Source organism: Streptomyces sp. NPDC060366 (genome assembly GCF_042725135.1).
Classification (GTDB): domain Bacteria; phylum Actinomycetota; class Actinomycetes; order Streptomycetales; family Streptomycetaceae; genus Streptomyces.
This window is the reverse complement of sequence record NZ_JBHXDC010000024.1, coordinates 67,432-90,912: the sequence shown is the minus strand read 5'-3', so window position 1 is coordinate 90,912 and position 23,481 is coordinate 67,432. Positions and strand designations below refer to the sequence as shown.

Genomic DNA, 23,481 nt, shown 5'->3' with positions numbered 1-23,481 from the left:
ATCGCCCCGTCGGCGAACGTGCCGTCCCACCCTGCGGCAATCCCTCCGAGCGCGGGGGCGACAGTCGGCGTCGCCGGTGAGGGCGGGGGGCCGCCGTTGACGATGTTCACCGCCGTAGTGCCATCCCCCTGCTTCCCGATCTCCGCCCGAAGGCCGCCCGTGTCGTCGCGCACCACGAGCGTGGTGTCGTCCAGGGACGCGGAGTGGAGGCGGGACTGGCGCTCCACGGCGGCGAGGCCCTGCTTCAGGCGTGCGATCTCGGCTCCGATGTCCACGGTCAGACGCCTCCGTACTGGTAGGAGTCGGCGGGCTTGAGGTTGATGACCGCGCGGGGCCCGCCGTCGGCGCCGGGTTGCATGGTCCATCCGGTGATGCGCCGCCAGCCGACGTAGTCGACCCAGGGGTTGTGGACGCGGGTGGGCACGTCGTCCCCGACCTCCCACGACCCGAAGGGGGCGGATGGCGTGTCGCGGATGGTGATCTGGTCGACGGAGCCGAGGTTCTGACGCCGGGTGCGTTCCGCTGCGGCAAGGGCCGCCAGCGTGTCGTTGGCCTTGATCCCTGGAAAGCTTGCAGCGTGCTCCAGCCGGAGGCGCCCGTTGCGTACGGCGGATATCTGGCGCCGTTTCGCGGACCCGTCGCCCTCGCCCATGCCGATGACGACCTGCGCGTACTCATCCCCGGCCAGGATCACGGGCGGGGAGTCGATGATGTTCGCGCCGGACGCGAAGCTGATGTCGGTGCGGCGGCGGCCGAGGCGCGGCCACCCGAGGCGGACCCTGCGTACGGGCGCGGTCTTGTCCGTGTTCCAGGCGACGGTGCACGTGTAGTCGGGTGACGCCTCCGCAGAGACCAGGTCATCGACCTGTGAGCCCAACGACTTGCTGTCCCACCAGTTCGACTCGTACCTTTCCGCCGTCGTGCCCACGAGCGACGTGGACGTCGTCGGGTCGACCTGCACGTCCAGGTTGCCGTCGGTGATGGACTGCGCGTACGTCCAGACGTCCCGGATCACCTGGCACCGGTCCGTATACGAATACGGGCCACGCCCCCCGAACTGCCCGTCGACATCGAACCGGCGCTCAAGGTACGACGACCAGCCCGCAGCCTCCACCGCCAGGGTGTCGCCCTGCGCGCGCACATCCCACACCACACCGCCCCACCGAAGCTGCCCGGCCGCCTCCACGTAGATGAGCGTCGTACCCGGATCCAGGAGCGTCGGGTTCTGCGACAGGAGACGCGGGGCCAGACTCCCCGACAAGCTGCCGGGGCCGTTGAGTTCGTCGCCGTACTCCAGGTCCGTGAGCGGCAGCGCCAGCGTCAGCCACTCCCCCGTGAGGGCGTGCTGCGTCAGGACCCGGTCCGGGATCACCACGGGGCTTCCTCGAACTCCACCGTGGCGATGAACGTTGAATTTCCGTCAACGTTCATCGTGCCGGTGTTGCCGGACGCGCCGGCGCCCCGGATACGCAGAAGCTGCGTGGTGCCCCGGTACGCGTCGGGGATGGTGAGAGTGTCGGCGCAGCCGTGCGTGATCCGGCGGGTGCCGGACTGGTTGTCGTCGATGGTGACGTTCTGCACGCCCAGCGAAGCGCCGAACGTGGCGGAGAACAGGCCGTAGAACGGGTTCACGGTGAGACGCAGACCGTAAGCCTCGATCTTGATGCGGGCGATTCCCGCCCAGGGGGGCACGGCAATGTTCCACCCGGCAGCGGTGGAGAAGTAGGAGTAGACGAGGGAGCTGCCGGTGATGTTCGCTGAGGCGGTCGCCGGAGTCTGAGGCAGCAGCTTGGATTCGCGACGGGGGTTCGCGACCTTCCGCACGTCGGTGATCATGGCGTTGGTGATGGTCGACGTGGACGCGGGTATCGCCAGGCGGGCGAGAGGGATGCACGTCCGGCCGTCCGGCGCCGTGGTCGTGGTGGAGGTGACGTTCGGGATGACCTGGAAGTAGTTGATCTCATCGGTGACGGGGTCGAGGTCACCCTCGTACTCCGGGTCCTCTACCCGCAGCACGACCAGGTCGTACCTGGTGCCGCCACCGCCATTCGCGGAGACGTCGACCGTGTCCGCCCCGGTGTTGCACACCGCGTACGTGCCCTGGAACGTGCTGACCCGGCCGCGTACTACCCCGGAGCCGTCGCCGATCTGAACCCCGGATCCTGGGGTGCTGAGCTGCGTGACGCGCAGGTCGTCGCCCTCGGTGATGCCCTCCGCGCCACGGGCGAGGTCACGCACCAGCATGCGGAACTGCTGCGCGCTGTGGGTGGCGCCGTTCACGAGGATCGGCACTTGAAACAGGGTCATGGCTGCCTCCTCAGAGGGCGATGTAGGCGTCGCGCCACGTCAGGCGCAGACGGGCGGTGTTGGTGTTGTCGTACGCGGTCCAGCGCATCTCGGACTGGCCGGGCGGCAGGGAGAACAGGTCGATCCGGGAGCCGGGCGACATGGCGACGTTGCCGCCGTTCTGGTCGAGGACGGTGCGGTAGCCGGGCCGGGTGTCGATCTCGATCCACTGGGCGGCGTCCAGGTCCAGCGTCGGCAGAGACAGGGAACGCCCCGTTTCGACGTTGGTGATGGTGACCGTGGCGCACGGTCCGGTTACCCGGATGACGGGCCACGCGTTGCCTGTGCCGGAGTTGTGCACCCAGCCCGGACGGTCAGCGGCAATCGCGCCGTCCTGCACGAAGATCGGGGCGGTCACTGGGGCGGCGAACCCCCCTCCGGTCAGCCACCCCAGCGGGATCTCCGTCACCATCTCCGTGTCCGCGTAGAACACGGGGTCCTGGGCGACGAACTCCAAGTCGATCGGCATGTACCCGTGCTTGACCTGCCCGTACTCCGGGTCCAGGCGCCGCACACGGCCCGTCAGGCGCTTCACCGGGCGACCCCGCCGTTTGATCCGCAGCGGGATCCCGACACCACCAGACAGGCGCACCGCCTGGTCGTCATACGCGTCGATCATCGTCGCGAGGAACGCCTCGCATGCCTCCGGGTCGCCCGGAATCTTGATCGCCGCATCGATCTGCACCTGACGACTGGCGTAGTAGTCGAGCCCGGCGAACGCCCCGTCCATCGACGGCTGGTCAACATCCCCGTCACGCACCGGCGGCCGACCCAGGCCGCCCAGGTCGATGATGTTCACCGGGGTCTCAGGCCCCAGGAGGATGCCGCCCAGGTCGATCTGCCCGTCAATCAGCTCGGCGTCAGGCACGCGCGTTCACCCCTCCGCGGTTCACACGCCGTACCGAACGGCCGACCTGCGCTCCGATGTCCGATGCGGTGGCGCCGGTACGGACGGCGGGCACGGTGACGTGCGTGTCGCCGCTCTGCTTCACGACGATCACCGGGCGGGTAGAGGCGCCGACGTCAGTGAGGCCGACACCGAACCGGGCCGCCACATCCCTCAGAACCCTCGTCGCGGCAGGGCGTTTGTTCGCCCCGAGGGGGATGTACGCCTCGCCGTGAGTCTGCGGCTCCGCGAAACGCACGATGCCGCCCTGCGTGGCGTACATGCCGGCCCGGATGCCGCCGTTCGCGTACGACATGCCCTTCTGGGCGCGCGCCAGGTCCGCGAGGAACTTTGTTGCGCGGGATCCGAGGGACGACTTGATCTGAGCGGTGGCCTTGGTGGCGGTCGCGACGATGGCGTCCTCACCAAGCCCGGTCGCGTCGGCCACGTCGTGCAGCCCGGTGGTGTTGGTCCGTACGGCTGCGATGATCGCAACGAGTTGCTGTACCTGCTCGCTCGTGAGGGCCTGGCCGGCTTTCCCGGCGGCGGTGTTTGCTTCCGATGCCTTCTTCCGGTCCCCGACCGCAGCCGCAGCGAGCTCCATCGCCGCGGTGTCGCCCTGCGCGGCCAGCTGCGCGGCCAGGTCCCCGTACCCGTGGCCGGCGAGCGCGGCGAGGTTCGCGGCGAACTTGCTGTCCGTGGCGGTCGCCTTGGTGAGCTGCCGGGTGTAGTCCGTCAGGGACGCCTTCGCTGTGGTGCCGAGGTTCCGCAGGGCGGCGGCCATCTCGTTCAGGTATTTCGTGGATCCGGTCGCCATCTTGTGTGTGAGAGCGACCCCGTCCTTGCCCATCGAGGCGAGCGCGTTGGCGACGTCACCACCGGCCAGGTCGGCGATCTTCTGAAGGTCTTTGTTCCACGCGGTGGTGGCCTTCGAGGTCGACTTCAGCTTCTTCTCGACCGCACCGAGGTCGAAATAGCTGACCTCTTTGCCCTTGACCTTCTTCGTCTTCTGACCGGCCGACCCGGCATCCGACGGCGAGTAGAGGGAGCCGGTGTTGGGGTCGTACCGCCAGTCCGTGACGCTGCCCTGCGCGTTCCACTGGATGTCCTTCGGGTCGCCTCCGAGGCGCCGCACCGTCTCCTCTGTGATGGCACGGGACCGGGTGCGCTTGGACGGGGCCAGGGGAACGTACGCCTCGCCACCAGTCTCCGGCTCCGCCCACACCCGCCACGACCCCGCCGGCGCGATCTGCGCCACGTGACTCTCGGAGCCGCCGTTCGCGAAGTACCTGACACCGCGCTGCTGAATGCCGCCCTGCGCGTAGTAGTCCGTGACACTGCCGTCGGCGTTCTTCAGCTGCGACCCGTGCGAGCCGGGACGCCGGGCCGTGTTCCCCGTGACGACGTAGTGCGTGGTGATGGTGATGGTCCGGTCGGACAGTGCGTCCCGCGCACGCTTCACCGCGGCCAGCCCGCCAAGGGCAGCCCCGGTGCGCGCGGTCACCTGCACCCGCCCGTCGGGCAGCGTCTTCGTCTTGTAGCCGAGGGTTTCGAGGAGACCCATCGCGGACGTCGTCAGCGCCTTGACCGTCACCGACTTCGACCCCGGCGTGGCCTCAATCTTCGCGATGACCGAGTTCAGTCCCGCGATCGCGTCCTCGCGCCGCATCTCGATCGTCGTCTCGTGCTTGTCCGGGATTTGCAGGATCTCCGAGGCGAGGGCCTGCGCCTGTCCCTTCGTGAGGCCCATTGACATGGCGTACTTGATGAGCGAAGCCTCGCCTCGCTCGTAGATGCCGTTGACGTGTTCCCACGACTTGTCTGCCGCGCGTGCCGCAGTGGCGGCTTCGTCGGTCTTCGCCCCCAGGTCCTGAAGGGCCGTGGCCGCTGCCTGGGCCTTGGGGGAGTTGAGGTCCAGCTCACCATTGATCATCTTCAGGGAGCCGGCGTTCTCTTTCGCCGCCTTCGCCGCGGCATCGATCGACGCCTCGAATCCGATCATGCCGCCGAGCCCGGCGCGGTGCGCCTCATTGAGCGCGACGACGCTCTGTCTCAACCCGTCCGCGGACGCTCTCTGAGCTTCGAGCTTCCCCTGAGTGTCGATCGCCTGCTGACCGAAGACGCCCATGGAGCGGGCAGCGATCTCCTCCTCAGCCGCCAGACCCGCGACTGCGGCCTTGTACTCAGGGAACAGGGCGTTGATCTCGGCCGTGGACTTGCCCGACGCGCGGAGCGCGGCGGCGAACCGCTGGAACTCCTCTGCGGCCATGTCGGCGTGGCCGCCCGACGCCATGTCGGCGAACGTCTGGTCGAACGCTTGGAAGTCTTCCTCGGTCGCGGACAGGGACTTCGTTCCGTGCACGAGGGCGTCGAGCTTCTTCGTCGCCCCCTCCGCGAACGACCCGAGCCCGGTGAGCGCCAGGTACGGCTTCGCCTTTTCGAGCTGGTCCGTCTGGGAGTCCATCTCTTTCGCCTTGGCGACGAAGCCGTCCATGTCGCCGAACGTCTTCTTCAGCTCACCCGTGAACTGGCCGGTCAGTGACAGTTTCTCCAGGCTCGTGGTGAGCTTGTCGATGTCCGGCGGGGCGCCCTTCGCCGACTCGGCAAGCTTGTCGATACCGACCGCGGCGACGGCAAGGACTCCCAGCACCACTCCGGCCTTCGCGACCATCGACATGGATGCTGCGGTGGCGCGGAGCGTGGGGGCCACGCCGGCAGCGCGCATGATGGCGAAGTACGCACCCAGGCGGGCAACTGCCGCACTGCCTGTGGCGGCCCCCAGTGCGGCGGCGCCCATCGTGAGCAGCTTGATGCCGGTGTACAGCTGAATGAAAGCGGTGAGGGCTTCCGGGGGGACCGCGGCGACGATGCTCGCGATGGCGTTGACGATCGTCAGCGCGCCGACGCCGACGTCGGATGCGGCGACGAGGATGTTCGACAGGGCCTTCGTCAGGTTGCCCAGCGTTTCGGCGACCAACGGCCCGTGCTCGCGGGCGTACGCCATGAACTCCTTGAGGTTCCCGCCGATCTCCCCGGTGTCCAGGCCTTCGGCGAACTTCACCAGCCCCAGGTTGGCTTTCGCCATCGTCTCCTCGGCGAACTTCGAGAAGTCGCCCATGAAGTTGCTGAACCCGTTCGACGCGACCCCACCAGCGGCGATCGTCATGAACCGGCTGAGTTCCTTCGACGAGCCCTCCACCAGGGGTGTCATCTTCGGGAACATCGCCGAGAAGATCGCGAAGGACTTCGTAGCGACCGGCATCGTGTCGCCCGCCAGACTGTCCGACCAGTCCGTGTAGTTGTCCTTCAGCACCGCCAGTCCGGCCGCGGCCTCACGGGTCGCCTGCGGCATCTCCTTGAACTGCCGGGCCATCTCAGCGTTGGCCTTCGCCGCCTCCGGGGACGCCTTGCCGTGCTCACGGACCGCCTCGTCGTACTCCTTCTGCGCCTCCGACGCGTCCATCAGCGTCTTGATCTGGCCCGCGATCGCGGCACCGAACACACCGACTCCGGCAGCGACACCGACAAGCCCGGCGGCGATCGGGGCGAGGGACGCGGCGATCGGAACCAGAGCAGTCGCGAGGCCGATCGCGGCGAGCATCAGCGTCCGCATCCCGGCACCGGACGATGAGGTGGAGCTGCCGAGGGTGCCGAGGGACCCGGTCAGGCCGGGCAGTCGTGCGGCGAGACGTGCGAGGGTGGCGTCCAGGTCGTCCATGTCGGAGCGCAGGGTGCGGGTGGAGCTGCCGAGGGTCAGGAGGTGCCCGTTGGCGCTGCTTGCGGCCCCGGCGAGGAGGGTGAGTCCGCCTCCGGCGAGGATGGCCCGGTTGCGGAGTTCGTCGAGGGCGTCAGCGGCGGCGTTTGCGCCGGCGTGGACGATGCGCAGGGCCCGGGACACGTCCTGCGCGGCGGCTTCTACCCGCCCGAGGGCGGTGGCCGCGGCGGTCGCGCTCGGGGCGATGCCGGACAGTGAGGTGCTCGTGCGTGTGGCGTCTCCGTCGAGGTCCCGCATGGCGGTTGCCGCGGCGACGATCTGCGCTGTGTCGCCGGTGACGTTGATGTCGAGACGGACCGGGCTCGATGCCTGAAGGCTCGCCAGGGCGGTGCGGGCCGCGGCAATACCGGGCCCGGTACGGTCGTCGAGGTGCGCTTCGATGTCGACGGGGCTCAGCGCCCTCAGCGCTGCGACGGCTGACTGGACCTGGGCGATTCCGCTGGCGGTCTGGTTGTCGAGACGCGCCGTCAGGTTGATGTCCCCACTGGTCCGCAGCCCCTGTACTGCCGCGGCGGTGGTGGTGATGCCGGTCAGGTCGGCGTCGAACCTCGCGTTGAGGCGGACGGGGCTGGCCGCCTGAAGCGACGCGAGGCCGGCACGTACGGCCGCGACGCCGGTTCCGGTCTGGTCGTCCAGCTCGGCGCGAAGGCGAATGTCGTTGAGTCCGGCCCGTACGGCGGCGTCCGCGGCTGCCGCGGCGGCGGCAAGGTCGCGAAGGTCTTTCGCAGCGTCGCGGGCCTGGTTCGCCATGCGGCGGAGTTTGTTCGTGGCGGCCAGCGACGTGTTGCCGAGGCGGTTGATGTTGCGGCTGGCGCTGTCGGCAGCGTTGCCGAGAGAGGTGATGTTCCGCTCGGCCCTCTCGGCATCGCGCCCGAGGGCTTTGACGTGCCCTGCGGCCGTACGGGACGCGACTCCGAGGGCGGCTACTTCCGACTTGGCGTCACGGGCCGCATCGGCGAGGTCGCGGGCGTATCCGGCGTCACGTCGCAGCGTCGCGCCGAGGCTGTTGCCCTGCGCGCGCAGGTCCACGCTCAGGTTCCAGTTGGCCACCGTCCGCCCCTCCCCTCAGTCCGTCAGTCGTTGTCGCGGTCGCGCTTCAGTCGCTGCTTCTTCTTCTCGTCTCGTTCGACCTCCATGGCGGCCTGTACAGCCACCGGGATGAGGCCGATCTTCTTGCCGTGGGTGTCGCCGTCCTTCGCCAACTCGGCCTGCTTCTCCGCGATGACCTGGCACCCGATGCACAGCTGCACGGACACCCCGTACGCGTCTTCCTCGGCGGGGCCGCCGTGGTCCCAGTCCTCATGCCGGGTGCCGCACTGGGCGCACACGGTCCGCATGTAGTCGCGGTAGGCGTGGGCCTTGGCCCGGTCGAGAGCGGTCCATGTGCCGTCGCCACCGAGGAACTGCGAGTGCGGGATGCCCCACCGGTCGCACAGTTCGAGGTCGCCACGGAACCGCTCATCTTCGATCAGCCTTTTCCCAGGTCCATGCGCTCCTGGCGCTGCACCGCGAACGCAGTGTTGAGGAGGAGGTCGGACTCCTGCTCGGACCACTCCTCGCGGTAAGTGACCGCGTCTTCTTCGGTGATGCCGTCCAGGCTGGAGGCGGCGATGACGATCGGCCCGAGGGTGTCGGCGTTGAACTCGTAGCCCTGCTCGGCCTGCTCGGTGGTGGGCGGGTGGGCGGCCTTGAGTTCCTTGTACGTCTTGGCGTCCAGCGCCTGGAACCGCAGCGTGATCGCCACCTTGTCGTACGCCGCCTGCGCCCGGTTCAGTGCTTCGGTGGCAGCCGCGGCAGCCTCCTTCGCGTTTTCCTCGTCGGGCGCGGCCGCGAGGACGTTCGTCGCCCGCTGCTCCTCCGCCAATGCCTCCGCGAGAGCGGCCTTCGCCTCGTGGTCGTCGCAGATCGTCATCGTGAGGATGGGCCGGATGCGGTTCTTCAGCCGTTCTCTGGTGGCGGCCCAGTGGGCGTCCTGCGCGACAGCGGCAGGCGGCGGCGCGGCCGTGGTTTTGCGTGCGGTCATGAGGTGGGTCCTCCGTCACGGGAAGGGACCCGGCCGGGCGCAGTGCCCCTTCCCGAAGGCTGGCGCCCGGCCGGGTGCTGAGGGGGTGGTGGATCAGGTGGCGGCCGGGACGGCGGCGTCGAGTGCCGGCGTGTCGGTGATCGCGAACATCGCGGTCCACTTCGCGGCCTCGTTGTCGACGGTGATCGTGGACGACTTGGAGGCAACGGTGACGGGGTACACGTCCATCGAGTTGGAGGAGGGGACGTCACCCTTGCGGAGGATGATGATGAACCCGGACGTTCCCTTGGCCAGGGACGCCTCGAGTTCGTCGTCGGTGTCGTCCTCGTAGAACGTGAGGCTCGAGTCGGCGGCCTGGTCGTCGCCCTCGATCTTCGAGGTGAACTTGCTCTCGAGGTCGGGCGTTTCGATGGTCTGGTTCTCGAGCGTGAACCCGTCGACCGCGGCGATCGCCTTCGTCAGGGACGTGGCCCCGGTGATCTCGACACGGGTCGGCAGGTAGGCGGGCGAGGCGATGGTCTCAGCGAAGAGGATCTTCGTGACACCTTTGCGGTTGAACCTGGGCATGAGATGGACCCCTTGGAGCGCGGTGGCGGAGTGGCGGCCACCTGCGTGGTGGCGTCCGCGTGGGGTCCCGCCGCGGTGCGGTCCTACTGCCTGACAGGGTCAGGCGGGCGTCAAGTTGAACTCGAAGCGCTGCACGTAATTCATGATGGCATCGGCTGGATCATTCGTTCCCCCGGGTTCTGTGTCGAGGGACCTCCCGTAGACCTTGATGCCGGGCACGGTGAGCGTGTGGAGCCACAGGCCGGTCACTGGGTCGCGCCCGAGGAACGCGGTGCGCGCCTTGTCGGCCATGATCTCGGCCTGGTCGGCGACACCGTACGAGTTGGGGCGGCTGGGGTCGGGCCCGGACACGGCGGTGACCTGGTAGATGACGGTGAGGTCTTCGTTGAGGTCCGCGAGTTCAGGGCCTGCGAGGTCCGTGGTGATGGAGTACAGCAGGTAGTACGGCGGGTTAACTCCTGTGGGCCTCCGTCCGCGTCCGACCGGGAACCCGGACGCTTGCGCCAGGAGCGTCGACACGGCGATCGTGAATGGGTTGCGCGCGATCACCGGAGCACCTCTTCCACGGCTTCGCCGACACCATTCCGCAGAGCCGCGCCGATTGCCGGGATGGCCGGTCCGACGTGCGGAAACGGAGGCTGGTCGTAGAAGCGCCCGATGGAATCAACCCCGGTGAAGCCGAACTCCAGGCGCCGGCCCTGCGGCCGGTCGGTGCCGATGGTGCACTGCGCCCCGTACGGCAGTGGCCGGGTGACGGTCTGCCACGACGACCAGTACTGGCCGGTGATGATGTTCGGACCGGGCCGGCCCGATGCGTTTCCCCGGATCAGGGCGCGCCCGAGTTCGCCCGCGTGCTCCACCTTGCGGCGGATCGCGGGCCCGAGCTGGTCGGCGGCCTGCTCGAGCCGGTCCGCGAGCTGATCCGGCGTCACGGCCCCTCCCCGACGGTCGGGGCCTGGTTCTGGTCTAGGGCGGTACGGCGCACGACTTCGACGGTTCCGGCTTGTCCGGGGTCGGCGCAGATCCATGTGCGGCCGATGAGCGCGGTCCGCTCGGGGTTGTGGACCTGGACGACGGACACGATGGCGTGCTCGGGCGGTGCGTCGACAGTGAGCGGGGTGAGGAGGACATAGCTGGACCGGGTCTGCTGCGCCCACGGTTGCCCGTCGTCGGGGACAGCGGAGCGTTCCATGGTGGCACTGCCGGGCACGACCGCCCCTGGCCCTTCGTACAGCACGTCCCCGTCGGGGTAGGTGATCTGCCCGGTGGCCGGGTCGACGGTGGGTTCGGTGTCGCCGGGGGCGGTAACACGGACGGTGTCGATCAATATGTTCGCGCCGAGCCAGGTGACGACGCCTGCGAGTGCCTGATCCAGTCCGGCCATCACGCCCTGCCCTGCGCCCAGTCGACCAGCTGCTCCAGCATGGCTTTCGTGAGTTCGTTGGGGCTGCCGTCGAGGTCGCGCTGGAGGGCGGCTTTGGCGAGAGCGTCGGGGTCGATGCTGGCGAGGAACGCGGCCATGGCTTCGCCTGGGTCGGCTTGTTCGGCGACCGCGACGCGCGCCAGGCCGTCGAAGGTGGCCCCGGCCGTGGGGTGGGCGTAGAGGACGACGACGGGGGCCTGCCCGACGCGGTGCTCGATGGTGACGCCTTGAACGTGGCGGCTGATGTCCTGGTCGTCCAGGACGACGCGGGCGGCGAGGCCGTCGCCGGTGACGCTGATATGGCGCGGCTTCCAGTCCATGCCCGGCTGCTCGCTCATGACGCGGCATCCTTCGCCGCGTCACACCTCGGGGCATTCTGACGGGCTACCCACTCCACACGAGGCATGTTGCACCGTCGACAGGCCAGGCCGTCCGGGTAGGTCGGACGGAAGTCGTGCCCCGATTTGGCATCGGTTTGCGCCGTGCCGCAGGATCGGGTGTCCTGGCGGAGCTCCCACGACGCCCGGTCAAGACCGCATTGCGCGCAGCGCTCGGGGTCGAGGTAACCGGGTTCACCGAACCGATGTCCGTCCCACGCGTCCTCGGCGGTGGGACTTTCTGGCGCCCGGCCCTGATTGGAGCTCCCGGAGAAGGCGTTCACCAGGTCGTCCCATGACTTCTTGGTCTTCTCTGCGAGGGCGTCTCCGTTGGCCTTTCGTATGTAGCTGCTGATGCCTTCGGCCTGGTGGCGGACGTCCTCGGGAACGGCGGTCAGGACCCGTTGGAGGCAGGTGTGGGTGCTGCTGTGCTGTTCCTCGTGGGACTGGATGGCGATGATGAGGTTCCAGGCCCAGAGGGGCAGGTCAAGTGTGGTCATGCGAGGGCTCCTGGGAAGGTGGCGGGGCGGGGGAAGTGCGGCAAAAACTCCCGTACGCAGTTCGCGTGGGCTACGGGGTGGGTGAGGGCGTCTTCGATGTCGCGCAGGCTGCCGTCCGCGCGGTCTGGATCGGAGTGGTTCCGCCAGCCGCAGCCGGAGCCGTCCACGACCTTCACCTGCGTCACACCGAGCTGCTCCCACGCCGTACGGGCGGCCCCAGCGTTGGCGGATGTGACCGCCTGCCAGGACACAGCGGACCGCGCCCACGAATCGACGGGATGCCGGGCCGAATTGGCGTAGATGACCGTGTCGAGCGGGTGGTCGCGGCGCAGGGCGTCACGGTCGAAGACGGCGGTCTCGAACCTGCTGTGCCGAACACGGGCGGCGTCCAGGGCGGCGCGGAGGAACGCGCGAGCGCGGCGTAGGGCCTCGCGGAGACGGCCCATCAGGTCCGCGTAGTACTGGGCGGACAGGGCGGTGATGGCGGCCTGGTGGAGCGCGGTCCAGGACCATGCGTTGTGCGGCCGGTCCGCGCGGTCAAGCATCGCCAGAGCACCCTCCCGGTACAGGAGGGGCAGGTCCGTCGCGGCCCAGCGTTCGATCCAGGCGAGCATGTTGCGGTCGAAGTCGGCGAGCTGCTGCTGGAAGGCCATGCCTGCGGCCCGGATGCGCGCGGATGCTGCGCGGCCGGGGCGGATTCCGGCGAGGGTGCCGATAAGTGTGTCGCGGGCGCGGGTGAGGATTTTCCACGCTGCGGTGAGGCGCCCCGTCGCGTCGCTGACGTACGCGAGGAGTCGGGCTCGGAGGGTGCGGGGGCGGGTGGGTGTGGTCATCGGCGTGGCCGGGCGATCAGCTGGATGACACCGAGCCCGCCGCCGTCGGTGTCGTCCTCGTCGGCAGGGTCGTCCGGTGCCGGGGGTTCGCCGGACTCCAGGGCGGTGAGCTGTCGCTCGTAGGCGGCGATGTTCGCGGAGAAGTTCACCGACACGACACCGGACACCGATACGGACCCCGGTGAGGCGAGCAGTGCGGCAAGCCGCTCACGAACGACCTCGATCGCGACCGCGCGGGCGCTCCTGAGGCGCGTGTAGCGCGCGGTGAGGTCAGCCAGGTCCGTTCCGGTGCCCAGCTGGGAGATGAGCCAGGCGCGTACCGCGTCGTTCACGGGGCTCCTCCAGGTTGTGGTGCGGGGGTTGGGGCGGACGGGTGCGGGACCGGCCTGGCGCCCCCACCAGGGGACTCCGGGCCCGCACACCGTCTACGGCCGCCGGTGCCCTCAGCGGCGGCCTACCGGCCCCGAGCCGGTCAGTTGGCCGCGGTCTTGCGTGCGGCCGTCTTCTTGGCCGCGGGCTTCGCGGCCGGCTTGGAGTCCGTGTCGGCCGAGCCCTTGTCGGGTTCAACGTCGGTGGACTTGGACTCTTCGGTGCCCGGCAGCACACCGTCTTCCCAGCAGTCGGGGTTGGTGATCAGAGCCGCAAGGCGCGGCTCCGGCTCCTGTCCCGGCCTGAGAAGAACGGTGCGGTGCCGGTCGGGGTCGCGTACGAACACGGCCCGTACGAGCTTGGCCATGCCAATCAGTCCTCATCCAGCACGGTGGCGCTGATGTGGAAGTTGTTGACGTACAGGACCGGCATCGCGATGGCGTTCGCCGTGGTGGAGAACTGGACCGGGTTCGACTTCTTCTCGTAGGAGATGTAGATGCCCGGCTCCTGCGATGCCTCAAGTCCGGGGTTCTCGCCCTGGTCGAGGTTGTCCTGCTCGGCGGTGACGCCGTACTGGGTTTCCGCCCACTGGTTCGGGTTCGGCGGGATCATCGCCCACATGCCCTCGGGCGTGGTGCGGACGTACGTGTCGTCGTCCCAGACCTGCTCGTCGTAGATCTCGATGGGCGGCAGGTTCCAGCGGGCCCGGACGGAGTTGACGTCCGGCGGTGCCAGGGTGGTGGAGGGGGTGGTCTCCGGGCTGGAGGAGTTCCAGTGCGCGGTGCGGTACTCCAGGTTGGAGGCCAGTACCGATGCGGCGCGCTCGGAGGTGATGACGCGGGCCGGCTTGGGTGCGCCAACGCTCTTGAGGTAGCGGATCCACGCCATCTCGTCGGTGAGCGGGGTGGCGGTGGGCTGGTCCCACTTGACGGCCGCGACGGGCATGTTCGCCGCCGGGACGTTCCAGTCGACGTCCAGCCCAACGCCGGGCAGCGGAACCACGCCGGTGGACAGGAGCTTTCCGGCCGCGATCTCCTGGGCGATCTTGATGGAGGTGAAGTGGCGCTCCAGGTCGTCGTACAGGGCCTGGATGAACTCCTGGTCGTCCGCACCGCGCTTCGCGGCGTGGAGGATGAGGGAGAGTTCGCCCATCTCCAGGGTCTGGCCGACCGGGGGCAGCATGCCCTCGTTGACGACGCGCTCGGCCTGCCGCTTGGCCAGGGCGTGCGGGGTGTCGAAGGCCCGGAACTTCGCGGCGTTGATGCGCCGCTTGTTCGACTCGATCCGGAACTTGGGGCCGTAGATCTTCCGCTCCGGGATGACGCTCTGGGTGAGCGCGTAGGAGTTCGGGATCGGCAGCCCGTTGATGTAGACGTTGAGGTCTTCCGGCGTGACGTTCCGCAGGAGACGGTCGAGGGTTGTGCTCATGGTCGGTCTCCTGACTTACCGGTAGTGGATGTTGACGCCGGGCGCGACGCTCGCGACGTCGGTCGGGTCGAAGGGGATGGGGCACTTGGCCGCGAAGACCTCGCCGAACCACAGGAGCGCGCCAGAGGTCTTGGTGGACCCGGTGGCGAACATGGATTCGGTGGCGAGGAATCCCGCGAGGGTTTCGGTGCCGTCCGTTGCGGTGGCCGCGCCGCCGGCGGTGGCGGTGGCGATGGTGACGCCGGGGGTGCTGCCGCCGGTGAGGCTGGCCCCGGAGGCGGTCATGGCCGCGACGTCGTCGCCCATGTACTGGCCGGCGAAGGTGACGGACATGGCCGTACCGGGGTGCGGTCCGCCGGTCACGCTGACGTCGCCGACGCTGATGTTCGACAGCGCTTCGAGCGCCGCCTTCACCTGTGCGGCGGTGGCGTTGTACGGGATGGCGGCGGTGGTCTGGCCGCTGAACGTCAGCGTGTACGTGCCGCCGGTCGGGGTGCCCGTGACGGTGACGGTCTGCACCTCGGCCGTCGGTCCCGCGTACGGGGCGTACAGGCCGGTCGCGGTGACCTTGCCCAGGGGGAGCCCGGACTTCAGGACGTTCCGCGGCTGAAGCAGATTGCCCGCTTCGTAGTGGACTCCGGAGACGAACTTCGTCAGGTCCAGGGTGATGGTGTTGGCGTTGTTCGTGCCCACAAGGGAGGCGAGCCACGGCCGGTCGGCGGTGGCTTCCTCGCTCACGGTGATGGGCTGAAAGTCGTTCACTGCCCTCTCCTCAGGGTGCGTGTGCGTGTATCAGGCGGCGCCGGTGGCGCGTCCACGAGGAGAGGGGCGTGGTCCCGAGTCGTGCGGGTGGTGCGATCAGGTGGTGGAGGGGATCTTTCCGCGGCGCTTCAGCATGGCAAGGCCGCGTTCTCCGGGCTTGGGCTGGTTTCCGCCGGGGCGGGGCATGCCTCCGGCGGGAAGTCCTGTGGGTGCGGGAGGTGTGGCGGCCGGGTCGGCAGGAGCGGTACTCCCGAAGAGTTCGGGCCGGCGTGCCTTGAGTGCAGTGGCGGCTTCGGCGAGCGCGGTGTCGTCGGCGTCCTCGGCTACGCGCAGGAGGGCTGCAGCGTCCTCGAGGTCGTCGCCGGTGGCTCCAAGGCCGACCAGTACGGCCTTGCGGTTGGCGTCGCGCTCGCGCGCTTCGGCGGCCTTCTCGCGCGCCTCGGCCTTCGCTTCGCGGTCGGCGAGGGCCTGTTCGCGCTTCTCCTGCTCGGAGAGCTGCGCTTCCTTAACCTTCCGGCCTTCCTCGATGAACGCCTTCGCGTCATCAAGGTTCGTGAAGCCGAGATCGGCCGCGACCTTCTCCAGGGCGGCGCGGGCACCAGCACGCTCTCCTTGGGCCTTTTCCTTCGCGGCGAGGGCGGTGAGTTCGTCCTGGGTGAAGGTGCGGGCAGCGGGCGGACCAGGCTTGGGAGGGTCGACCTGGGTGGGTTCACCGGCCGGAGGGCCTACGGGGTCGCCGTCGGCGTAGAACACGGGGGAGAACAGACCCGTCGGGTACGGGTGGGCCCACGCCAGCGATGCGGCGAGGAAGTTCGTGCGGTGCAGCGCGGGGCGGCGCATGAGGGCAAGTCCTCCCAAGGAGATTCCAGGCCCCGCGCCTTGATCCAAGGAAAGCACGGTTGGCGTCATTCGTTGCCCCGGGTTATCTGGGACGGGTCCGCGGCCGGGTCTTCGGAGTCGTCTTCGCCGCCGGGAACAGCCGGCGGCAGGACCACGGTCGGCGGCTCCGGGTCGGAGTCGATATCGATACCGAGGAAGTCTCCGACGGCCCCGGAATCGCCGGTCGCGTCAGCCAAAAACTTGGCCTGCTCGAACTGGCGGGACTGGATGCGGTTGATCTCTTCGCCTATGTCGTCGATCGGGAAGCCAACTTCGGACAGGAGACGCACACCGGTCTCGAGGGACATGGCGCCGTCCTTGATGGCGCCGCGGACCATCTCGAGGGTGGCGGCCTTGTCGGTGGGCTTGTACGTGCCCCACATGAGCTGCGCTTCGACAACGGGGCCGGTCCAGTCGGGGTGCTGCCCGGCCTTGTAGAGGCGCTGGACCATCTTCAGGAACAGTGCGTACTTGTGGTCGCGCGGCAGGTGCATGGAGTCCATGAGGGGGTCCATGGGCCCGTACGACAGTTGGATGGAGAACCCGGAGGGGGCTTTGGTGGGGTCGAGAGTGCCGAGGGCGACGGCCGGCATGCGGGCGTTGAGCGACAGCCGGTCTTGTAGCTCTGCGGTCTTCTCGCGCAGTTCCCGGAGCTGAGGTGAGGTGTCGACAGTGACGAGGTTGCCGCCCTGCGACATTTCGATCATCAGGCCGGGCTCGATGTACATCTTCTTCTTCTCGCCGCGGCGCGAGTCCTTGGCGTTCGGGTTGATGACGCCGATCATCGGGGCGCCGGTGGTCGCTGATGCCTTGGAAGAGTCGGTGTCGGTTCCCTGGAGTTCGTCGAAGAGTTGCAGCAGCGTCGCGAGAGACGACTCACCCCAGTGCCCGTCTTCGGGAATGGAGTTCGGAATGTGGATGACGGGCACGAAGTCGTGCATCAGGTCCAGGTGCTGGAGGACTTGGCCGTCGCCGCGGGTGAGGAAGGTGGCGTACCGGTAGTCGAGGGTGTGGACGTCCTGGTCGGCCTTGATGTCGTCCAGGTCCCATTCGGCTTCGGTGAGGTAGCAGGTGACCGTGCTGGGTTCGTCGTTCCACGCGTACATGCGGCTGATCTGTCCGGTGTCCGGGTCGTACACGTCGCCGGGGATCAGCAGGGGGGTGAGCCCGTCATCGGCGTACGTGGGGGATCGTGCCGGGCGCTCGCCGCTCACGTCGGATGCGGTGGCCGTACCGATGGGCCCGAGTTCGTAGGTGAGGCGCCGCAGTTTCGGCTTCGACCCGGGCACCGCGGGGTCGGCTTCGATCTCCCAGGCGAAGTGCACCCGGTCGGGAAAATCCGAGGAGTCGCCGGAGTTGTCGGGCAGGTCGGGGAAGTAGAAGCCCGGGTCGACGACAGACAGCCGGGGGCGTTTCTTCGCCCCGTCCCACGCGAGGGTGTACACCCCGTCGCCGGCCAGGACGGCTTTGCGTTCGTTCTGCTGCATCCGCATGGCGAACTGTTCGGCCCGGGCCCAAGCCCTCAGCCCGTCCTGAACCGTGGCCGCGTGAACGGCCTCGGGCGGCGCGGACTTCCCGTCGGACTGTTCGGCGTCTTCCGCCCCGGGGACGGTGATGGTCTGCTCGCGTCCCAGCATGTGCGAGGTGATCGCCGCGACGAGCATGGCGGGGTCGCCGAACTCGCGTCGGGCGGAGGAGTCGGTGTGGTCCTGGGTCGCGGCAACTTCCCACGCCTGGTTGTGCCCGTACGCGGCGAACAGGGTGTACGCGGCAAGCCGGCGCTGGTCTTCCCTCGGGACCCAGGTGCGCATCGCCCCGGGGAACGCTTCACGGTCGGGCCGGCCGTAAGCCGGGTCGGCGAATGCGCGCTTGTAGTTCAGCGCACCCCACCGGTCGACGAGGAATCGGTACAGGCCCACCAGGCGTCCCCTTCTGGAACGTTGAACAGGCCCCGCGCCTGTGATCAGCGTACGGCCGGACGGGCGGGGCACTGCCCCGGGTCAGCGGCGGCCGGGCGGATCTCGGCGCTCGTAGGTGTCCATCGTCGTCTCGAGTCCGTCGACCTCTGCGAGTTCGGTGAGGGCGTGCACAGCGGCGTCCATGCGGTCCGGGGAGTCCATGCCGGGCATCCAGGTCACCATCTGCCCTTCGAGCTTGGTGAACTGTCCGACGTGGTGGACACGGCCTTGCCCGTACAGCTGGGCGATGGGTTCGGCGCGTAGCCGCTTGCCCTGCTTGGCGTTGACGGGGATGAGGCGAGGCATGAGCATGCGCCCGGTCAGGCCCTTGCGGGTGAGTTCCTGCCAGGCTTGGGTGATGACCTGGGCGGTCATGTCGCCGCCGTAGTTCGACTCCACGACGATGGCGTCGGCCTGCCAGTCGATGGCGAGCTGGCAGGCGACGATGCCCCACTCGTCGGCTCCGAGAGATGCGGACTTGTCGTCGAGGACATAGAACTCGTCGCGCTGCTCCGGGTAGGCGTGGTGGGCGCCGGCGGTCTCTACGTAGGCGGACCCTGCGGCGGTGATGCCGACCTCGTCGTTCGTGCTGGATTTGCCGCCGGCAGGGTCGACGGCGATGACGATCCGGTCAAGGTCGATGCTGCGCAGGGCCGCGGTGCTGGTCCTATGGTCGTCGATCCACGACTGCTTCCACACGCCGCCGGACAGCGGGCGGGGTTGCTGCTGGTAGAGGGCCCACCACACGCGTTCCCCGACCGCCTTGCGGGTGCGCTCGAGTTCCTCGGCATCGTATTGCTCCGGCCATAGGGCGTCTCCGATGCTTCGACCGAGCGGGTCGTCGTCGGACAGTGCGGTGGCGGGCAGGTCGATAAGGGTCCAATTCTCGGGCTCGGTGGCGAGGATGCGCCCGGAGAGGTCGTCTTCGTGCCAGCGTGTGTTGATCAGAACGATTGAGGCGCCGGGAGCGCGGCGGGTGTAGAAGACGGACTGGTACCACTCCCATTTGCGTTCGCGCTGGGTGGGGCTGTTTGCGTCCTCGCTGCCTTTGAATGGGTCGTCGATGACTCCGAGGTTGAAGCCCTTGCCGTTCAGCGAGCCCCCGACTCCAGCGGTGACCATGCCGCCGCGTACTGAAGATCCGCGGGGCTGCTCAAGGTCGAATCGGTTGGCAGCGCGGGACCCGTCGTCGAGGCGCACTCCGAGCGTGTGGGTGTATTCGCGAAGCTGGTCTCGAACCCATCGGCCGTGGTCATCTGCCAGCTCGGCGCCGTACGAGGCGAGCATCACGCGGTGCGTGGGGTGGCGGCGCAGGTACCAGAGGGGACCCCACCGTGAAGCGCGTTGGGACTTTCCGTGCCGGGGAGGGCACGTAATCATCACCTGCATTCGCTCACCCGCGGCAATCCGCATGAACACGTCGTCGATCATGTCGAGGTGGCGGGCTTGCTTCTCTCGCCCTTCTGTGAGGACCGCAGCGAGGGATCCGGGGGAACGGTCCATGGCCATGTTCCGCTCCACCCAGGCGAGACGTAGCCGGACGTCGGGGCTGGCCGCCGTGGCGATGCGGCGCCGTTCTGCCACGGGCAGTTCTCGGTATTCGTGGAGCAGGGCGCCCTCGAGGCGTTCATCCGTCAGTGTTGCCACCGGCGTCCTCCTCGTTGGTGGCTCTTGTGAGGGAGCTTTGGCCGGCGTAGCCGATGAGGGCGTTCAGTTCGTCCAGGGAGCCGGTACCGAAGGGGACCGCCCCGCCGTCGGGCCCGGAGAGTTCGGTGCGCTGCGGCATGTCGAGGCCCATGAGTTTGGCGCGGCGGTCCATGAGCTTGAGAACGGTGTCGACCGCTTTGAGGTCGATCTCCGCGCCGACTTCTTCGCCGTCTTTGTAGACGGGGGTGGGTTCGGTGGCCCGCGGCCAGATGGCTTCGAGGAGGGCGTCGAGGCGTTCGTTCTCTTCCTGCCGGTATATGGACGCTTCGGCGGCCTGGTCGTCGCGTCGTTCTTCGAGAGCTCGGATGAAGTCCTTACTGGCGGACTGCCGGCTGGTGTAACCGAGGGACTGGATTCGTTCGTCTTCGAAGCGGATGCCTTGCCGGCGGAGGCGGATGAGTTCGGCGCGTCGTTTGGCGACTTCGGCGAGTTCGGCTTTGCTGTGGGCCATGGCGGTGGGGCTCCCGCTGCTTGTGGTCAGGCCCCGCGCCTGGTTCTGATGATCCCTGATACGACCGGTTTGGTTGCCCCTGGTCGCATGTGGGCCCCACGCGCCGGTGGTGGCGGTGGGGCCGGGGTGCCCGTACGGCGGGGGCCGTTGGGGGTGAGCGCGGGTGGTTCAGTCGTCGTCTTCCTTCACCGTGATGGTGAAGTTCCGCTTGGCGAGCGTGCAGGTGATGCCTCCACCTGTGTCCTGCCCGACGTCTTCGAATGCTTCGTCGTCCGTGAGCGCTTCAGCCAGGACGGTCTCGATGAAGTCGATGGCGTCGCCCATGCTCATCCTTCGTTGGGTGTGGTTGGTGACGGCCTGGTCGGGGAGTGGGCGCGGGGACGCTGGCTCCCCGACCGGGCTGTGGTTCAAGCGTGGCGTACGGGGCGGGGTTTGTCTGGGCAGGTATCCCCCGGTTTTTCTACTCGGCTTCCGGTGCGGGGCCGAGTCCGTACATGCCGGGGACTTCGCGGCCGTCCTTGATCTGCCGGTGGATCTTCCCGGTCTGGGTGAGTCGGCTTAGGGCGTTGCTGAAGGTGGAGCCCTCGGCTCCGGTGAGGTTGCCGATGTCGGTCTTGCTTCGGTACATGACCTCGTAGCCGAGCGGGTCGGTGACTTCCGCAAGCACGCGGAGGATCTTGTCTTCGGTGCTGGTCGACTTCTTCGGCGTGGAGGTGGGCGCGCTGAAGAACATGTCGGATCCGTCGCTGTCACCGTCTTCGCCTTCACCGTCGGCGAGAAGTGCGGCGACGAGGGCGTGCCGGTCGTCCCATTCGGGCCAGTCGGTGGGCTCGGCGATGCGGTCGGGGTTGATGTAGGCGGTTGCGTCCTCGAGGTCGTAGGTGCGCCCCATGGCGCAGACGCCGTCTGTGGTCATGAAGTAGCCGAGGCCGAAGGTGGACTCGGGGTCTTCGATGTGGACGTCGTCGGTGTAGACGAGGGTGTCGCTGTCGTCTCCGGTCCACGTGGCGGGGATGTCGGCGGGGTTGACGCTTTCCATGCCGGGGGGCAGGTCGATGAGGTGCCGCTGGGAGGAGTCGGAGCGCAGCATGATCGATCCGCCGGATCCGACGATGTTGTCGCGGATAGCTGAGTCGCCGCCGATTTCGGCGAGCTGGAGGAGTTGGTTGGCGAGGACTTCGGACGCGCCGAGGGAGCGGCCCTTCTTGGCGATGTGGGCGACGGCGCGGGTGGCGCGCTTGAGGTGCTGGGCCTTCTCGCCGAGGAGGGTGGAGGCTTCGTCGAGGATGAATACGACGTGGGGCATGACGGTGGGGTCGAAGTTCTTGAGCTTGAGCTGGCCGGTGAGGTCGATTCGGTGGTCGACGAGGGCTTCCATCAGGAGGAGTGCGCCCATGGCCCCGTCTTCACCGAGGCCGGTGTAGGCGGCCATCTGCTCGATCGCAGGGTTGGAGGAACCCTTGGGGTCGGCGTAGATGATGACGGCGCCAGCAAGGTGCGCGGCCAGCGCGATGAGCTGGAGGACGCCTCCTTTGCCGGAACCGGTGATGCCGGAGATCAGGATGTGGCGCGCGCCGAGTTTCGGGTCCAGGAGCTGAGCGCGGATGGGTCGTCCGGAAACAGCGCGGCCGAGTCGGAAGTAGCCGCCTTCGGAGGGCAACAGGGCCTGAGGGCCAGGGAAGGGGATGCCAGCTTGGAGCGGGTTCTCCTTCATGATTCTGACCTTGGCTTTGCGGGGGTTGGTGCTGGGCTCGTAGGAGAGGAGGAGGTGGCTGGTGCGGAGGGCACCGACAAGGTCACGCATGTCGGGAGTGGGGAGGGAGTCGACGTTTTCGTTGGCGACGACGCGGGCGACTTCGCCACCGGTGTTGGGGTCGGGCTGAACGTCTTCGAGGTGAGTGCCGGCCATGATGCCTCCGGAGCGGGCGGCCCACTTGCGCCAGGCTCCGGCGAGGGTGTTGGTGTCGAGTTCGGCGGGCGCGGTGAGGTTGACGGTGATGTGGCGTTCGCCTTCGTGGGCGCCTGGGGTGAAGGTGATCCAGGCGGTGGGGATCTGGTAGACGGATGACACGGTCCCGGCGGTGACGTTCACGCTGGCGCCGGTGGGGGCGGTGATGGTGCCGGTCCAGCGGGTGGGGCCGAGGGTGCGGAGGGTGAGGATCTGGTTCCGGTGGGCGCCGCTCTGGGGGTCGGAGATGTGCTGTCCCCACCGCTGGAGGATGTGGTCGGCTGCGGTGGCGGGGGGTGCGACCGTGCCGTCCTGGGCGGGGGTTCCGGCCTGGGGCTTCGCTTTGCGGGGGCGCCGGAGAACGAGGCGGAGCTTCCAGGGCACGAGGGCGACTGCGGCCCACCAGCCGAGGGAAAAGATGCCGGGGATGGACGGCAGGGTGAGGGCCCCGGCCATGAGGGTGTCGGCGCCTTCCGGGCCCGTCAGGGTGCCCATGCCGAGGGCCATGCCGGTGGTGAGCGTCGAAATGAACAGCGGCGACTCGTGGGCCTTGAGGATGTCTCCGGCGGGGAGGTTCGCGGCGAGTGCGGCGGGGAGGCGGTTCATGTGGTTGGTGGTCATAAAGCCGGCGGCGCCGCCGTATGCGAGGACGGCGGTGAAGGCGGCGCCGCCGTCGAGGAGCGGGGCAAGGATGCCGGTGGTGATGGGTGCCAAGGTGGTGGCCCAGGCGATGGCGCGCTCCGTAGAGGCCGCGCGGGGCGTGGTCGTGGCGGGCGTGCTCATCTGCGTTTCTCCTGGGGTGAGTTGATGGTCGAGGACTGAGGGGCGGGGCGGGGCCGGGGTTGTTCCCGGCCCCGCAGGCGGGCGGGCTACTCCTGGCGGAGCCACTCGGGCTTGAGGTTGCTCATGTCGACGGTGGACCGCCTGTGCGCTTCCTGGATTCCGCCGTGCGAGGCGACGCCCTGGGCGAAAGCGGCGTTGGCTGTCTTCGCGGTGGTGTCCCCGGCCGAGGCGTAGGCGATCGCCGCCTCGGAGACGCCCTTCATGATCCGGGCGAGTTCCTGGGTTTCGGAGGTGGTGGCGGGGTCGACGCCCATGCCGCCGATCTGCTGCGCAACACGGGCGGTGTCCTGCGCTTCTTCGTCCATGACCTGCGCCCTGCCGCGGATCGCACCGGACGCCTTGGTGATGTCCTTGCTGAGACCGGTGACGGCCTGCTGGAGCTGGGAGTACGTCATATCAGCCACGG

Annotated in this window: 25 protein-coding genes; all 25 read right to left on the bottom strand. The window is 68.5% G+C overall.

Features of this window, described 5'->3' with window-relative positions; genetic code table 11:
• The coding region (locus ACFWHU_RS34960) for a hypothetical protein (RefSeq protein ID WP_387230058.1) at positions 1–275 on the bottom strand (275 nt) is incomplete at its 3' end.
• 2 nt (positions 276–277) lie between these two features.
• Positions 278–1,375 carry a hypothetical protein gene (locus ACFWHU_RS34955; protein WP_387230056.1) on the bottom strand — a complete coding sequence of 366 codons (1,098 nt, stop codon included), beginning with the start codon at positions 1,373–1,375 and terminating at the stop codon, positions 278–280.
• Entirely contained in the window at positions 1,369–2,307 is a 939-nt protein-coding gene (locus ACFWHU_RS34950) for a hypothetical protein (protein ID WP_387230054.1), read from the bottom strand. Before ACFWHU_RS34950 ends, ACFWHU_RS34955 begins: the two co-directional genes overlap by 7 nt.
• A gap of 10 nt (positions 2,308–2,317) precedes the next feature.
• Positions 2,318–3,214, bottom strand: coding sequence for a hypothetical protein (locus ACFWHU_RS34945; RefSeq protein WP_387230052.1), 897 nt, complete (start codon positions 3,212–3,214; stop codon positions 2,318–2,320).
• Positions 3,207–8,057, bottom strand: a complete 4,851-nt coding sequence (locus tag ACFWHU_RS34940) for a hypothetical protein (protein ID WP_387230050.1) — start codon at positions 8,055–8,057, stop codon at positions 3,207–3,209. Before ACFWHU_RS34940 ends, ACFWHU_RS34945 begins: the two co-directional genes overlap by 8 nt.
• Positions 8,058–8,080: 23 nt before the next feature.
• Entirely contained in the window at positions 8,081–8,344 is a 264-nt protein-coding gene (locus tag ACFWHU_RS34935; RefSeq protein WP_387230048.1) for a hypothetical protein, read from the bottom strand.
• Positions 8,345–8,475: 131 nt separating this feature from the next.
• Complete coding sequence (locus ACFWHU_RS34930) at positions 8,476–9,030, bottom strand: hypothetical protein (RefSeq protein WP_387230046.1); 555 nt, start codon at positions 9,028–9,030, stop codon at positions 8,476–8,478.
• A gap of 93 nt (positions 9,031–9,123) precedes the next feature.
• On the bottom strand, positions 9,124–9,597 hold the full coding sequence (locus tag ACFWHU_RS34925; protein ID WP_387230044.1) for a hypothetical protein: 474 nt from the start codon (positions 9,595–9,597) through the stop codon (positions 9,124–9,126).
• Positions 9,598–9,696: 99 nt separating this feature from the next.
• Positions 9,697–10,146 carry a hypothetical protein gene (locus tag ACFWHU_RS34920; RefSeq protein ID WP_387230042.1) on the bottom strand — a complete coding sequence of 150 codons (450 nt, stop codon included), beginning with the start codon at positions 10,144–10,146 and terminating at the stop codon, positions 9,697–9,699.
• Positions 10,143–10,529 (bottom strand): HK97 gp10 family phage protein, encoded by a 387-nt coding sequence (locus ACFWHU_RS34915; protein WP_387230040.1) that lies wholly within the window; start codon positions 10,527–10,529, stop codon positions 10,143–10,145. Before ACFWHU_RS34915 ends, ACFWHU_RS34920 begins: the two co-directional genes overlap by 4 nt.
• The gene (locus ACFWHU_RS34910) at positions 10,526–10,981 is read right to left on the bottom strand and encodes a DUF6093 family protein (RefSeq protein ID WP_387230038.1); all 456 of its coding nucleotides are present in this window, start codon (positions 10,979–10,981) and stop codon (positions 10,526–10,528) included. The genes ACFWHU_RS34915 and ACFWHU_RS34910 overlap by 4 nt, the downstream gene beginning before the upstream one ends.
• A complete protein-coding gene (locus ACFWHU_RS34905; RefSeq protein WP_387230036.1) occupies positions 10,981–11,358 on the bottom strand; it encodes a hypothetical protein in 378 nt (125 codons plus the stop codon). Before ACFWHU_RS34905 ends, ACFWHU_RS34910 begins: the two co-directional genes overlap by 1 nt.
• Positions 11,355–11,897 carry a hypothetical protein gene (locus tag ACFWHU_RS34900; RefSeq protein ID WP_387230034.1) on the bottom strand — a complete coding sequence of 181 codons (543 nt, stop codon included), beginning with the start codon at positions 11,895–11,897 and terminating at the stop codon, positions 11,355–11,357. Before ACFWHU_RS34900 ends, ACFWHU_RS34905 begins: the two co-directional genes overlap by 4 nt.
• On the bottom strand, positions 11,894–12,730 hold the full coding sequence (locus tag ACFWHU_RS34895; RefSeq protein WP_387230032.1) for a hypothetical protein: 837 nt from the start codon (positions 12,728–12,730) through the stop codon (positions 11,894–11,896). The genes ACFWHU_RS34900 and ACFWHU_RS34895 overlap by 4 nt, the downstream gene beginning before the upstream one ends.
• Positions 12,727–13,062 (bottom strand): hypothetical protein, encoded by a 336-nt coding sequence (locus tag ACFWHU_RS34890; protein WP_387230030.1) that lies wholly within the window; start codon positions 13,060–13,062, stop codon positions 12,727–12,729. Before ACFWHU_RS34890 ends, ACFWHU_RS34895 begins: the two co-directional genes overlap by 4 nt.
• Positions 13,063–13,202: 140 nt before the next feature.
• Complete coding sequence (locus ACFWHU_RS34885) at positions 13,203–13,466, bottom strand: hypothetical protein (RefSeq protein ID WP_387230029.1); 264 nt, start codon at positions 13,464–13,466, stop codon at positions 13,203–13,205.
• 5 nt (positions 13,467–13,471) lie between these two features.
• Entirely contained in the window at positions 13,472–14,527 is a 1,056-nt protein-coding gene (locus ACFWHU_RS34880) for a major capsid protein (protein WP_387230027.1), read from the bottom strand.
• Positions 14,528–14,542: 15 nt separating this feature from the next.
• Positions 14,543–15,289: a hypothetical protein gene (locus ACFWHU_RS34875; protein WP_387230025.1), complete on the bottom strand. Its 747-nt coding sequence runs from the start codon at positions 15,287–15,289 to the stop codon at positions 14,543–14,545.
• 96 nt (positions 15,290–15,385) lie between these two features.
• Positions 15,386–16,129: a hypothetical protein gene (locus ACFWHU_RS34870; RefSeq protein ID WP_387230023.1), complete on the bottom strand. Its 744-nt coding sequence runs from the start codon at positions 16,127–16,129 to the stop codon at positions 15,386–15,388.
• A gap of 65 nt (positions 16,130–16,194) precedes the next feature.
• Positions 16,195–18,087 carry a hypothetical protein gene (locus tag ACFWHU_RS34865; protein WP_387230021.1) on the bottom strand — a complete coding sequence of 631 codons (1,893 nt, stop codon included), beginning with the start codon at positions 18,085–18,087 and terminating at the stop codon, positions 16,195–16,197.
• A gap of 81 nt (positions 18,088–18,168) precedes the next feature.
• Positions 18,169–19,773, bottom strand: a complete 1,605-nt coding sequence (locus ACFWHU_RS34860; protein ID WP_387230019.1) for a terminase large subunit domain-containing protein — start codon at positions 19,771–19,773, stop codon at positions 18,169–18,171.
• Positions 19,754–20,284, bottom strand: a complete 531-nt coding sequence (locus tag ACFWHU_RS34855) for a hypothetical protein (RefSeq protein ID WP_387230017.1) — start codon at positions 20,282–20,284, stop codon at positions 19,754–19,756. The genes ACFWHU_RS34860 and ACFWHU_RS34855 overlap by 20 nt, the downstream gene beginning before the upstream one ends.
• 168 nt (positions 20,285–20,452) lie before the next feature.
• On the bottom strand, positions 20,453–20,608 hold the full coding sequence (locus ACFWHU_RS34850; protein WP_387230015.1) for a hypothetical protein: 156 nt from the start codon (positions 20,606–20,608) through the stop codon (positions 20,453–20,455).
• A 136-nt stretch (positions 20,609–20,744) separates the two neighbouring features.
• Entirely contained in the window at positions 20,745–23,015 is a 2,271-nt protein-coding gene (locus ACFWHU_RS34845; RefSeq protein WP_387230014.1) for a type IV secretory system conjugative DNA transfer family protein, read from the bottom strand.
• An 86-nt stretch (positions 23,016–23,101) separates the two neighbouring features.
• Positions 23,102–23,479: a hypothetical protein gene (locus tag ACFWHU_RS34840; protein WP_387230012.1), complete on the bottom strand. Its 378-nt coding sequence runs from the start codon at positions 23,477–23,479 to the stop codon at positions 23,102–23,104.
• Between the last annotated feature and the right edge of the window lie 2 nt (positions 23,480–23,481).

Bases quoted from the DNA above. Each gene is read 5' to 3' on its own strand.
- ACFWHU_RS34950 (WP_387230054.1), bottom strand. From the start codon at position 2,307: ATGACCCTGTTTCAAGTGCCGATCCTCGTGAACGGCGCCACCCACAGC.
- ACFWHU_RS34935 (WP_387230048.1), bottom strand. From the start codon at position 8,344: ATGCGGACCGTGTGCGCCCAGTGCGGCACCCGGCATGAGGACTGGGAC.
- ACFWHU_RS34930 (WP_387230046.1), bottom strand. From the start codon at position 9,030: ATGACCGCACGCAAAACCACGGCCGCGCCGCCGCCTGCCGCTGTCGCG.
- ACFWHU_RS34925 (WP_387230044.1), bottom strand. From the start codon at position 9,597: ATGCCCAGGTTCAACCGCAAAGGTGTCACGAAGATCCTCTTCGCTGAG.
- ACFWHU_RS34910 (WP_387230038.1), bottom strand. From the start codon at position 10,981: ATGGCCGGACTGGATCAGGCACTCGCAGGCGTCGTCACCTGGCTCGGC.
- ACFWHU_RS34905 (WP_387230036.1), bottom strand. From the start codon at position 11,358: ATGAGCGAGCAGCCGGGCATGGACTGGAAGCCGCGCCATATCAGCGTC.
- ACFWHU_RS34900 (WP_387230034.1), bottom strand. From the start codon at position 11,897: ATGACCACACTTGACCTGCCCCTCTGGGCCTGGAACCTCATCATCGCC.
- ACFWHU_RS34895 (WP_387230032.1), bottom strand. From the start codon at position 12,730: ATGACCACACCCACCCGCCCCCGCACCCTCCGAGCCCGACTCCTCGCG.
- ACFWHU_RS34885 (WP_387230029.1), bottom strand. From the start codon at position 13,466: ATGGCCAAGCTCGTACGGGCCGTGTTCGTACGCGACCCCGACCGGCAC.
- ACFWHU_RS34880 (WP_387230027.1), bottom strand. From the start codon at position 14,527: ATGAGCACAACCCTCGACCGTCTCCTGCGGAACGTCACGCCGGAAGAC.
- ACFWHU_RS34870 (WP_387230023.1), bottom strand. From the start codon at position 16,129: ATGCGCCGCCCCGCGCTGCACCGCACGAACTTCCTCGCCGCATCGCTG.
- ACFWHU_RS34855 (WP_387230017.1), bottom strand. From the start codon at position 20,284: ATGGCCCACAGCAAAGCCGAACTCGCCGAAGTCGCCAAACGACGCGCC.
- ACFWHU_RS34850 (WP_387230015.1), bottom strand. From the start codon at position 20,608: ATGGGCGACGCCATCGACTTCATCGAGACCGTCCTGGCTGAAGCGCTC.
- ACFWHU_RS34845 (WP_387230014.1), bottom strand. From the start codon at position 23,015: ATGAGCACGCCCGCCACGACCACGCCCCGCGCGGCCTCTACGGAGCGC.